General features: G+C 58.9%; 12 protein-coding genes and 1 pseudogene. 1 reads left to right on the forward strand and 12 read right to left on the reverse strand.

What is annotated here, in order from left to right:
- Positions 1-41: 41 nt before the first annotated feature.
- The 5 genes from PQT43_RS19140 to PQT43_RS19160 form a co-directional block, all read right to left on the reverse strand.
- Positions 42-578, reverse strand: a complete 537-nt coding sequence (locus PQT43_RS19140; RefSeq protein WP_102881330.1) for a DUF3299 domain-containing protein — start codon at positions 576-578, stop codon at positions 42-44.
- A 138-nt stretch (positions 579-716) separates the two neighbouring features.
- Positions 717-962, reverse strand: a complete 246-nt coding sequence (locus tag PQT43_RS19145) for a GlsB/YeaQ/YmgE family stress response membrane protein (RefSeq protein ID WP_102862323.1) — start codon at positions 960-962, stop codon at positions 717-719.
- Positions 963-1,070: 108 nt separating this feature from the next.
- A complete protein-coding gene (locus tag PQT43_RS19150; RefSeq protein WP_102881331.1) occupies positions 1,071-2,153 on the reverse strand; it encodes a 5-(carboxyamino)imidazole ribonucleotide synthase in 1,083 nt (360 codons plus the stop codon).
- Between the two features lie 11 nt (positions 2,154-2,164).
- Entirely contained in the window at positions 2,165-2,656 is a 492-nt protein-coding gene (gene purE / locus PQT43_RS19155) for a 5-(carboxyamino)imidazole ribonucleotide mutase (protein WP_016967060.1), read from the reverse strand.
- Positions 2,657-3,114: 458 nt separating this feature from the next.
- Positions 3,115-4,032 (reverse strand): LysR substrate-binding domain-containing protein, encoded by a 918-nt coding sequence (locus PQT43_RS19160; RefSeq protein ID WP_110594200.1) that lies wholly within the window; start codon positions 4,030-4,032, stop codon positions 3,115-3,117.
- A 181-nt stretch (positions 4,033-4,213) separates the two neighbouring features.
- On the opposite strand from PQT43_RS19160, the gene aspA reads away from it, so the two are divergent.
- Positions 4,214-5,638, forward strand: a complete 1,425-nt coding sequence (gene aspA / locus PQT43_RS19165) for an aspartate ammonia-lyase (protein ID WP_102862326.1) — start codon at positions 4,214-4,216, stop codon at positions 5,636-5,638.
- Between the two features lie 100 nt (positions 5,639-5,738).
- Here the strand turns inward: aspA and PQT43_RS19170 are convergent, their stop codons facing one another.
- From PQT43_RS19170 to PQT43_RS19200, 7 genes and pseudogenes are all read right to left on the reverse strand, one after another.
- Positions 5,739-5,987, reverse strand: coding sequence for a prevent-host-death protein (locus PQT43_RS19170; protein WP_110594199.1), 249 nt, complete (start codon positions 5,985-5,987; stop codon positions 5,739-5,741).
- Between the two features lie 1,027 nt (positions 5,988-7,014).
- Positions 7,015-7,320, reverse strand: coding sequence for a hypothetical protein (locus PQT43_RS19175; protein ID WP_110594198.1), 306 nt, complete (start codon positions 7,318-7,320; stop codon positions 7,015-7,017).
- Positions 7,317-7,592 (reverse strand): DUF4225 domain-containing protein, encoded by a 276-nt coding sequence (locus tag PQT43_RS19180; RefSeq protein WP_442962474.1) that lies wholly within the window; start codon positions 7,590-7,592, stop codon positions 7,317-7,319. Before PQT43_RS19180 ends, PQT43_RS19175 begins: the two co-directional genes overlap by 4 nt.
- A gap of 177 nt (positions 7,593-7,769) precedes the next feature.
- Positions 7,770-9,974, reverse strand: coding sequence for a lipase family protein (locus tag PQT43_RS19185; RefSeq protein ID WP_267269125.1), 2,205 nt, complete (start codon positions 9,972-9,974; stop codon positions 7,770-7,772).
- Positions 9,975-9,986: 12 nt separating this feature from the next.
- A complete protein-coding gene (locus tag PQT43_RS19190; protein ID WP_267269126.1) occupies positions 9,987-10,775 on the reverse strand; it encodes a hypothetical protein in 789 nt (262 codons plus the stop codon).
- Positions 10,772-11,626: a DUF4123 domain-containing protein gene (locus PQT43_RS19195; RefSeq protein ID WP_267269127.1), complete on the reverse strand. Its 855-nt coding sequence runs from the start codon at positions 11,624-11,626 to the stop codon at positions 10,772-10,774. Before PQT43_RS19195 ends, PQT43_RS19190 begins: the two co-directional genes overlap by 4 nt.
- Positions 11,623-12,072 (reverse strand): annotated as a pseudogene (locus PQT43_RS19200) (type VI secretion system tip protein VgrG); the annotation flags it as partial. The gene PQT43_RS19195 and the pseudogene PQT43_RS19200, both read right to left, overlap by 4 nt.

The following is a 12,072-nucleotide window of genomic DNA, read 5'->3' on the forward strand; positions in this document are numbered from 1 at the left end:
TTCAACAGAGCCGCTTGGAAGGCACATTCAGCGCTGCGGCTTCAGAGATCCGATTCCTGCACCACCCGCACCTTCGCCGCATCCAGGGCGTAGGCCGCGTCGGCCAGGTCATTGCTGACCGTCTCGATCTTCAAGGTGCCGGTCACCCACAGCGGCGTGTAGATGTCCTCCAGCTTCACGCCCTTGGGAAAGCGCACCAGCACCAGCTGGTTGGGCGGCGGTGGCGGCACGTGGATGCAGGCGCCCGGGTACGGCACCAGGAAGAACAGCGTGCTGCGCCCCTTGGCATCAGCCTCCAGCGGCACCGGATAGCCGCCGAGGCGGATCTGCTTGTCGTTCATCGCCGGCACGGTCTTGGTGGAATACATCACCGCCGGCAAGCCCTTGCTCTGCTTCAGGCCGCCCTTTTCGGTGAAGGTGCCATTGGCTTCGGGGGAGTTGTGGTCGATTTCCGGCATCTGCTCCAGGGCTTTCTGGTCCGACTTGGGCATCAGCTCCAGCCAGTCGGTTTCCGGCAGTTCGCCAGCCTGGGCCAGGCCGCAGCCCAGCAGAACAAAGGTCAATAGAAGACGGCGCATGAGAGGGTGGCTCGGTCAAAAAGGAAGGACGGAAAAACCCGGGCATTCTAGTGCCCAAAGCGTCGGCTGCGTTGAAGTTTCAGATGAAGAAAAGGGCTCCCCTCGGCACGAACGGCAGAGGGGGCTTGCAGGGGGGAATCAGCTTTTCTTGACGAAGCCGTAGATCACCAGCAGGACGACCGCGCCCACCAGCGCACCGATGAAACCGGCGCCCTGGCCAGCCTGATAAATACCCAGCGCCTGACCGCCATAAGTGGCCGCCAGCGAGCCGCCGATACCCAGCAGGATGGTCATGATCCAGCCCATGCTGTCGTCTCCCGGCTTGAGGAAACGCGCCAGCAGACCAACGATCAAGCCGATGAAAATGGTTCCAATAATGCCCATGGCTGTTCCTCTGTAAGGGGGGGATCAAGCCAAAGCCTAGCCAGCACTTTGGCATCCTGCTATCAGAGAACGGCGGGAAACGAAGGTTCCCGCCAGCCGGAGGATTTGTTACTCGGCGATCAGCGCTTGCACCTTGAGGATCTGCGCTTGCAGGGTCGCCTGATCGGCGCAACGCAGGTTGGCGTGGCCGACCTTGCGTCCGGCCTTGAAGGCCTTGCCGTAGTGATGCAGGTGGCAGTCGTCGATGGCGATGACTTTGTCCACCGGCGGCACTTCGCCGATGAAGTTGATCATGGCGCTCTCACCGACTTTGGCTGTGGAACCCAGAGGGAGACCGGCTACCGCCCGCAGGTGGTTTTCGAACTGGCTGCACTCGGTGCCTTCGGTGGTCCAGTGCCCGGAGTTGTGCACCCGCGGGGCGATCTCGTTGGCCTTGAGGCCGCCGTCGACTTCGAAGAACTCGAACGCCATCACGCCGACGTAATCCAGCTGCTTGAGCACGCGGCTGGAGTAGTCCTCGGCCAGGGCCTGCAGCGGGTGATCGCTGCTGGCCACCGACAGGCGCAGGATGCCGCTGTCGTGGGTGTTGTGCACCAGCGGGTAGAAACGGGTTTCACCGTCACGGGCACGCACGGCGATCAGCGAGACTTCGCCGGTGAACGGCACGAAGCCTTCCAGCAGGCAAGGCACGCTGCCCAGTTCGGCGAAGGTGCCTGCGACGTCGGCGGCGCTGCGCAGGACCTTCTGGCCCTTGCCGTCGTAACCCAGGGTGCGGGTCTTGAGCACGGCCGGCAGGCCGATGCGCGCCACGGCGGCGTCGAGATCCGCCTGGGACTGGATGTCGGCAAACTCCGGGGTCGGAATCCCCAGGTCCTTGAACATGCTCTTCTCGAACCAGCGATCACGAGCGATGCGCAGGGCTTCGGCGCTCGGGTAGACCGGCACGAACTGCGAGAGGAAGGCCACGGTTTCCGCCGGCACGCTCTCGAATTCGAAGGTCACCAGGTCCACTTCATCGGCCAGCTGGCGCAGGTGGTCCTGGTCGCCGTAGTCGGCACGCAGGTGTTCGCCCAGGGCAGCGGCGCACGCATCCGGCGCCGGGTCGAGGAAAGCGAAGTTCATTCCCAGCGGAGTCCCCGCCAGGGCCAACATGCGGCCCAACTGGCCGCCACCGATTACACCGATCTTCATCGTCAACAACCTCAGGCGACGCGCGGGTCTGGATTGTCCAGGACGCTGTCTGTCTGTTCAGCACGGAATTTTTTCAGCACCGCATGGAACTGCGGGTGCTTGGCGCCCAGGATGCTCGCCGAGAGCAGGGCCGCGTTGATCGCGCCCGCCTTGCCGATGGCCAGGGTGGCCACGGGGATGCCGGCGGGCATCTGCACGATGGACAGCAGCGAATCCACGCCCGAGAGCATCGACGACTGCACCGGCACGCCCAGCACCGGCAGGTGGGTCTTGGCCGCGCACATGCCCGGCAAGTGCGCCGCGCCGCCGGCACCGGCGATGATCACCTCGATGCCACGCGCCTCAGCCTCTTCGGCGTACTGGAACAGCAGGTCCGGGGTGCGGTGTGCGGACACCACCTTCACCTCGTAAGGGATGCCGAGCTTTTCCAGCATATCGGCGGTGTGGCTAAGGGTGGACCAATCGGACTTGGAGCCCATGATCACGCCAACCAGTGCACTCATCGTCGTGCCTCTTCTCTCTGGGCGCCCGCGGGCGCGTCAAAAACAACAAGCCACGCGAAAATGCGTGGCTTGACTGTACGAATTATGGCCGGACGAACCGGCCGAAGGCCGCGCAGTATACCGAAAAAGCCGCGCTAAACGCACTTTCGCCGACCATCTGTCGAACAAAGTATTTCCGGCGCAAAACCCCGGTTTTATTGACTCTGAAGTCAGTCTCCCCGAACTGAAAACCTCTCGCAGCCAGACCAGTTCCCTGTAGCCGCTGCCGCAGGCTGCGAACGACGGCGCAGCCGGCGCCAGCGCTATATCCCCAATCCTTCAGACACTTCGCAGCGCCAGGTTTGGCGGCCCCTGCGGGGCCGAGCGTCCGAACGCGGCCCGAACCTGCGGCAGCGGCTACAGGGTCTGGCGTTGCCGACGCGGAAAATCCCTCGCGATCTGCAACACCGGCAACAGGCTCATGCGTTGCCCGTCGCTTGTGCGGCGGCGCCTTCCAGCTTGCGCCAGAGCAAGCGCACGTTGGCCTTGCGCACCAGGGCGCAGCGGTACAGGCGGATCTCCAGCGGTACATGCCATTGCGCGCCGCCGCAAACCACCAGTTCCCCCCGGGCCAGTTCGGCGCGCACGCTCAATTGCGGCACCCAGGCAATGCCCAGCCCTTCCAACGCCATGCTCTTTAGGCTGTCGGCCATGGCGGTCTCATAAACCGTGGTGAAACGCAGGTTGCGCTGGCGCAGCAGCAGGTTCACCGAACGCCCGAGAAAGGCCCCGGCGCTGTACGCCAGCAACGGCACACTGGCCTCGCCTTCCAGATCGAACAGCGGCTTGCCCTGGGCATCGGCAGCGCACACCGGGAGCATCTCGGTGTGCCCCAGGTGCAGCGAGGGGAAAATTTCCGAGTCCATCTGCAAGGCCGCGTCCGGGTCATAGAAGGCCAGCATCAGGTCGCAGCCGCCTTCGCGCAGGGCGTGCACCGCATCACCGACGTTGGTGGCCACCAGCCGCGTGGCGATGTTCAGCCCTTCATTGCGCAGTTGCGCGATCCAGCGCGGGAAGAACCCCAGCGCCAGGGAGTGGGCCGCCGCCACCTGCATCACTTCGCCCTGGCCGCCTTCCAGATGGTGCAGGTGACGCACCACCTCGCCGAGCTGTTCGACCACGGTGCGCGCGGTAACCAGGAACAACTGCCCCGCCGCCGTCAGTTCCACCGGCGTGCGCGAGCGGTTGACCAGGGTCAGGCCCAGGGCTGCTTCCAGGCTGCGGATGCGCCGACTGAAGGCCGGCTGGGTCACGAAACGTCGCTCGGCAGCCTGGGAAAAGCTGCGGGTGGCGGCCAAGGCACTGAAGTCCTCGAGCCATTTGCTTTCCAGATTCATCACGTCCTCCCGGACACGCACCATTTTAGGTCACACGCTCGCCGGCAAAGCGGCGTCACACCGGCATTATGCCGAATATGCATAGCCCAGTGTTTAACAGCATTGGCCCAAAAATTCCCTTCGGCCTAGGATTCGCAGCGTTCCCGGCACAGACCGGGTCCCTACCGAGATGATCTCCGTCATGTCCTCCGCTGCATCTTTCCGCACAGAAAAAGACCTGCTTGGCGTACTCGAAGTACCGGCTCAAGCGTATTACGGCATCCAGACCCTGCGAGCGGTGAACAACTTCCGTCTCTCCGGTGTTCCGATTTCGCACTACCCAAAACTGGTCGTGGCCCTGGCAATGGTCAAGCAGGCAGCTGCTGACGCCAACCGCGAACTGGGTCATCTGAGCGAAGCCAAGCATGCGGCCATCAGCGAGGCCTGTGCCCGTCTGATCCGTGGCGACTTCCACGAAGAGTTCGTGGTGGACATGATTCAAGGCGGCGCTGGCACTTCGACCAACATGAATGCCAACGAAGTCATCGCCAACATCGCGCTGGAGGCCATGGGCCACAGCAAGGGCGAATACCAGTACCTGCACCCGAACAACGACGTGAACATGGCGCAGTCCACCAACGACGCCTACCCGACCGCGATCCGCCTGGGTCTGCTGCTGGGCCACGACGCCCTGCTGGCCAGCCTCGACAGCCTGATCCAGTCGTTCGCCGCCAAGGGTGAAGAATTCAGCCACGTCCTGAAAATGGGCCGTACCCAGCTGCAAGACGCCGTGCCGATGACCCTCGGCCAGGAATTCAAGGCCTTCGCCACCACCCTGGGTGAAGACCTGGCTCGCCTGAAGACCCTGGCGCCGGAAGTGCTGACCGAAGTCAACCTGGGCGGCACCGCCATCGGCACCGGCATCAACGCCGACCCGCGCTACCAGGCCCTGGCCGTACAACGCCTGGCCACCATCAGCGGCCAGCCGCTGGTACCGGCTGCCGACCTGATCGAAGCCACCTCCGACATGGGCGCCTTCGTGCTGTTCTCCGGCATGCTCAAGCGCACCGCGGTCAAGCTGTCGAAGATCTGCAACGACCTGCGCCTGCTGTCCAGCGGCCCACGCACCGGCATCAACGAAATCAACCTGCCAGCGCGTCAGCCCGGCAGCTCGATCATGCCTGGCAAGGTCAATCCGGTCATCCCGGAAGCGGTCAACCAAGTGGCGTTCCAGATCATCGGCAACGACCTGGCCCTGACCATCGCGGCCGAAGGCGGCCAGCTGCAACTGAACGTGATGGAACCGCTGATCGCCTTCAAGATCTTCGACTCGATCCGCCTGCTGCAACGCGCCATGGACATGCTGCGCGAGCACTGCATCACCGGCATCACCGCCAACGAAACCCGTTGCCGCGAACTGGTGGAGCACTCCATCGGCCTGGTCACCGCACTGAACCCGTACATCGGCTATGAAAACGCCACCCGTATCGCCCGCATCGCCCTGGAAAGTGGCCGTGGCGTACTGGAACTGGTGCGCGAAGAAGGCCTGCTGGACGACGCCATGCTCGACGACATCCTGCGTCCGGAAAACATGATTGCCCCGCGCCTGGTTCCGCTGAAAGCCTAACCGCCGCGACACCGAAACATGCAACACCGCTCACCAGGTTGAGGGACTAGACACCTCTCACCTTTTGAGGGCTTGGAGATACGTCTCCAGGCCCTTTTTTTTATTTGTGGGCAAACCTCCCGCTTAAACGGGCCTTCAGCTCATCAGTCGAACAATGCTTGCCTCGGGCATACTCGCGCGAACTGACTGCCAGCAATTTCACCAACGCAACTGCCTCGTCGCGACGCTTACGCTCAACGTAAGACTCGACAACGTAAACAGGCACACCGTTTTGCGTGACGACCATTGGCTCCTCTAGAGGCAGGTCGGATGCGTATCTTTGTAAAAAGCCAACCGTTTCAACTCGCATGAGTGAAGCCTCCTAGAATTTGCGACGTGCTCGCAGCCCTGCTACGGAATGTACTGTGCAACTTCGCCGCTCAGGACTCCTGACGCTGAATATGCAAGATCGAAATTATCCTGCTGGCTTCCACCACAGACTATATGCAGTCCAAATACAGACCGAGCATCAAGGCCTGATTTCATTAAATATCAAATCATCTTTCTGCTCCTTTGATTGACCGGTGTGCCTCTCTTTGCCTGGACAAAAGCCGAGATTTGTCAGGCGATGCCGCGCCATAGCGAAGCAGAGTCTCTATGTTTTGTAGGGCAAATCCGAGAGAATCCCCCACGCCTTTGAGCGCCTTGTACCCCTTTGAACGATCAGGCAGTCTCCCGGGGCCGTTGCCAAATCAGCGGCCCGGATGTGGAAGTCTGGGTTAAAGGACGTGCAGTCGTCTCATTCGAACACCCTTGCCGATACGGCTTGGGTGAACTCGGTCTATGGCAGCTGTGCGTAGGGCACCCTCGGGTGCGCCGGTTCCTTTAGCCCGGTCTTCCACACCTGCACACGGCTGCCACCCTCTCATGTGGAAGTGAGATCCGGTTGGTTTCTTAAATTGCTAAAAGAACCAGTCTCATAAAAAAGCTTGTCCCCGATCCACCCTTGCTCACCGATCGTCCGTGCCGCGCCCCGGAGCTGGGCCGCGCCGTAGTGGACGCCCTGCTCGACGGCGCCCGCCCCGGCCCCTGACGCAACCTGTAGCCGCTGCCAGGAGCACTTCAACCAGCAGCGGCCGCAATTTGACAAACGCCTGCTTCAATGGGTAGAGCAACATCTGGAGCAGTTTCAGGCCTGAGCCGCCGCTCGTCTTTGGCGTACACGCCGCAGCTCCCCCCAGAAGCCGGTAGACTTCCGCCCTCACCGAATCGGGGCCTCGGATTACCCACTCCATGGAATTGCACTACCGCTCCCCCCCTGCCCACGCCGAAACCCGGCCTGCTGAAAAATCACAGCAAGAAATGCTCAAACAATAGGGCATTGGCTTGTTGTTAGTTTATTTCCCCGAGAACCACCATCTGACTTTTCGTTTAACAGGGAGCGCAAACAAATGGATAAAGATACAGAAAAAAGCAATCCACCCAATAAATTCGTGCTCTACAACCAACTCTGGTCGACGCCCAAAAAATAAGAAATTTTGATTTTGAATAATATCGATATAGGGCACGACAAAAAAACCATTAAACACTAAACAAGCGTAAAGCTTAGCGTGATTTAGATCGCTACCCGACAGTCGCACCTTCAGAAAATAGGCAATGCCAATCCCACAGACAGCCACAACAGGAAAGAGCCAAAGAATCATTGCCCAGTCTCTTGGTATACCTGCTTCCCTGTTTGGAGGTCGGTATATATCTCAAAACCCATGGTGCTAGCCCCCATACTTTTATAAGATCGCACATAGTCTGTTCTGACATACCTGAACAAGCGCCAAGCATCCGGCTTTAATACATACCGACTAAGCGCATATGCAGACAGCCCTATATCAGTTGCTCCATAGGCCATATTTCCTTCGCGCTCTCCGTAACTGACTGCTTTGGCAACTGCTTGATATCCCTGCCTGACCGGCCCCTCGATATCAGTACGATCTTCTAAAAGGTTGCGCCCATTTTCACAAACGTTATTTGCTTTGTGGTTCCGGCCGCAGGCTTGCTCAGGTGTCGTCCTTGAGTTGCAGACAAGTAATGTCCGTCTGCTGGCTGTATCAGTCTCAGCTCTGACGTGGAGCCGTTAGATACCGTAGGCAACGCGCCGTTAGATAATGGAGTCGATGTCCAGCGTATACGGCATGCCGCTGTGGAAGGCGGTCATTAAATCGTCAGCAGATGGGCAAGGAATCATTGCGATCTGCACCTGGGCATTATTTTCTTTCTGGGCCATCCAGCGCTGCAAGGTCTCTTCCAGCGTGAGGGACTGCGCGGCGCTGCCGTAGACATCCGCCAGCGTCAGATGGCGTTCACGCAGCGGCCGCAGGCGCTGTATCGAGGTGCTGAGCTTTTGTGACTCTGCGGACAACTCGGACACCGTCTGTAGATACTGTGGGTCGTTAGTGTTGTAGCCACGGGTGTCCATTTCTTGACGACGCTGGTCCTGCACCTTACTGCGCATCTCCCTCAATGCTGCCGTCACCAGGTTGTATTCACGCTCGGTGACCAGGGTTCCTCCCGCTTCCTGAGTTTGCTGCCAGCGCCGCAAGGTCGCCCAGGAGAAGGGGATATAGGCGTGCGGCGCACTGTGATCTCCCGCCTGCATCAGTTGGGCAAAGAGACCATCGCGAAACGGCAGATCGCCATTTTTGGCGATGGCACGCGTGCAGGCCGCCTCCTCGATGGAGGCACAGCCAGGGCTCCAGAGAATTGCCGACCTCTCCTTGCCGGTAAAATCCACGGGCATGAAATGATGCAGCTCACCATGGTGTTGATAGGGCGCGCCACCGACACGAACCAAGCCTGCGGCGAAGATCAAGATGCCTAAAATCGGGTTGGTGATAAAAACGGTCGCCAGTCCCGGTATCCAGATGTTTCGTCGTGCGTTCATCCAGGGCGCGGGCACGCTGGGCACCACATCGTTGTTGTTCACCATCCGGTGATGGGGCAACGCTGACGCTGCTGCGACGAAGTCGGCATCACCGGCTCGCGGTGCGCCATAGGTGTAGAGCAGAACGTCGTAATCGTTATCAGAATCTCGACGAAGAGCCTCAGCCAGCAACAATGCAATCGCACCACCCAGGCTATGACCGCAGATAATGACTTTTTGACCACTGTAGAACTGGTCCAAGTAGCTTTGAATGAACTCTTTCAAAGCCTGATAGGCGTCGTAAAAGCCGTGATGGACCTTGCCTTCACCTTCTTCGAAAGGCACTTGTGCCGCATCGACATCTCGCCACCAATCCGACATTTCGAGCGTTCCGCGGATACCGATCAGCACCACTGCATCATGATGGGTGATATAGGCCTGGGTGCTTTTGCCACTGAACCAGAACTTGTTCTTATCATCGAAAAAATGCAGCTTCGAGGGATCTTCCTGATCTTCGCCGGGTTTGTTTTTTTCATACAGCGTGGGATCGAAGGGCAAAATCTCGAAGCGTTTCGAGTAAGGAACGTCCTCGTACAGCGGGAAGCAACGGTGAATCGACGATTGTTCGCGATCGACTTTCCAGCTTTCACGAAAGCTTGCAAGTGCCTCACCGAAGATATTGCCGACGCTGGGATCCAGCGGAAAACTCACGTAATCCACGGGTTCTTTTTCAGGTTGCTGACCAAAGTCGGAATAGCTCAAATCCGCCATGATCGCGAGTTGGTACAGGTTCAATGCACTGAACGCATTATCGGTGGATAACAAGGGTCGCAAAGCACGCAACGGGCGAACTTCCAGCACCGTGTGCCGGTTCGGCAACAGCCCGATGCCAAAGAGTTCCAAGGGCTCAGGACCAAACCCGAGGTCGCTGAGCGCTTTCACCAAAATCTCGTTTGGCGGGTATTGCCGTGCCACGACTGGAGGCAGATGAGCCACTTGCTTGACCAGATCCCGCACTTCTACCTGGATAAATTCATCGGCATCTTTTTGCGCGGGGTTATGCTCGACACGGAAACCGTCGTTGTGAAAAAAACGGGTTTGCTCGGCGCGGACTTGAAGTTCGGTAATGGGGAGTGGGTATGACTTGCGATTCATCAAGTCGTTATAAAAAACTTCATTCCCCGTATATGCAACATTTAGTGTTAATACGACAGGTCCACGATAGCAGTCATTGACCTTTGCATACCCCTCGGCATCCAATATCCCTATATACCGCTGCTCAGCGCTGTCCTGAAGGCTATAGGCCAGACCAGCATAGGGTTTACCATCACCAAACTCATCCACCAACTGAAAGCTGATCCATTGCCCCCTTAATGGACAGGCTAGCATCTTGCTGCTAAATGACGGTTTCTCCCAATCGTCCATGGGTTTATACGCACTCATCGATTGATATCCTTATTCAGTGCAGTTGGGATACACGGTGCAATCACGGCCATCGGGCATTTTGAAGGGTTTAAATTGAGGAGGCGTTACACATAGTTCCTCAATATCCCTTCCCCAATTTCCTTTGCACGGTTTCCATCCATGATTTGTTTTAATCCAATAACGATCAAAATACGGCTGTTCCTCTTTCGCCACAGTCAGTACCAACTTCACGGTCCTACCCGCTAACTGATGACGCGGTAAAGTTTTACCCACCAGACTCTTTTGCACCGTGCCATTGGCGTCCTGCGCTCGGCATTTCAGGATTTTCCTGATAACGCGTTTTGATCCCACTGTGCGAAACAACCATTGGCACTGCCTCTGAAAAACCAGGGGCTGTGAAGTCGGCAGCGGGGGCGTCGTTGCTATTGACTCATCGTCGATCAACAGCGCGGCAGACTGCAGGCTCATGTCCAGGTCGCGTTTGCCCCATTGCCCTTTAATGCCCAACTCCAATCGTTTCAGCACCATCGAGCAGCCGTGTTCCGTGTCGGTCAGCGGTACCTTGAAATCAACCTGCGCAGTCCTGGGGAAATAACGACGCCCGGGCCCTCGCCGCTCCTCGCCAGAAGGCGCCCTACAGACCTCCCCCGGCGCCGCAACGTAATACGCCGTGCCATCGACGAAAAAGTGCTCCGGCAACTCAGCCTGGAAGGTAAAACTCTCGGTCGGCGCTATCGAGCAACCCGTTGCGGCCAACAACATGGTGCTGATCTGCAAGGCTCGCAAAACCTGGGGAGTGAAGCGTCCTAGGTGCGTCATACAGCGCCCTCTCCTGACCAGAACTTCACCTCATTGAAAAGACGTTCGAAGTGAGCCGCTGGTGTTTCATCGGCCCGAGGCTGCCAGTTTTTTATGAGGGGCAGCTCAGACCTGTTCAAGTTCTGCAGAACCAGAAAGTGCACTTGTTCGGGAGCCGACCACCCCCATTGCTGGGCCTGCGTCAGTTGCTCCGTCAGCCAGATATGGGGGTCTTGCTGCTGGCTGAGCCGCAGTAGATCGTCGCTGCGCTCGGCCCATAAATATCGATAGAGGTTGGCATGAAGAACACCCAGCGCCCGCTCCTGAGGTGCTGGCACGCTCAGCCATGAAGGGTAGGCAAGGGTCGGATATTGGCCGGGAGCAGGATTATCAATGACCGCCCAATGCGTACCCTGCCAGTAACAAACACTGACCGCCGGCCCCAGGTACTCGGGAAGCGCCTCTTTGGCGATATGCCCCAAGGCACGGCTCAACACGCGATTGTCGTGAAAGCGATACAGCGCTTGATGGGGTCGTTCGCCACTGATCAGGCGCTCGCGCCAATGCTGGGTCAGCGCGGACAGCTCACCTTGGCGAATGCTCGCAAGCCAGCCCCAATTGCGCTCGGGAGCCTTGAGCAGCGATTTGAGGCCTTCGTCATGGAGGTTGTCGATGAGGAATATGAACGGCCCTGAGTCGGCTAGGTCGGCAACCTGAGTCTCGCTGTACACACTGCGGTATAACTGCGAATCGTGATGTTTCAACAGTGCCTGGCGGGTGTCGATTGCGCCTTCCGAGTCCAGAATCAAGCACAGTGAATGGCCGGATTTCAGCTGTTCGGCCATCCATTGACCCGGGGCCACGATCATCATGAGGTCACCCCAACAGGCAGGCAAAGGCCATTTCTACAAGCCTCACAGATCGGGCAGAGGTCGATGTCCTGAGCCTTGGTCGCCGCCATCAACGCGGGCAAGGTCGGGGCGATCATGGGTTGTGCCAACAGTGCCTGTGCCTGGACACTCTGCAGCGGTTGAACACCCGCCAACGGCGTCCCCCCAACCACAATCGGCACGCTGCTGAAGATCCCGCCCGAGCTGATGACAATATGCTGCCCACCCGCCTGAAGGGTCAGGCTCGTACCGGCATCGATCACTACGTTGGCGGCGTTGACCCGGGCCTGGGCGCCGGCCTGGATCACCCAAGTCCCCGCAGCAGTGGTGCTGGCGTTGCCGCTGATGGACAGCAGCTCATCACCGACAATCGCGGTGTTGCGCGCGCCTTGGGTGGTGTGGGTTTCATCGCCCTGGATCAGGCTTGA

It is taken from the genome of Pseudomonas sp. BLCC-B112, assembly GCF_028550695.1.
Taxonomy (GTDB): Bacteria; Pseudomonadota; Gammaproteobacteria; order Pseudomonadales; family Pseudomonadaceae; genus Aquipseudomonas; species Aquipseudomonas danubii.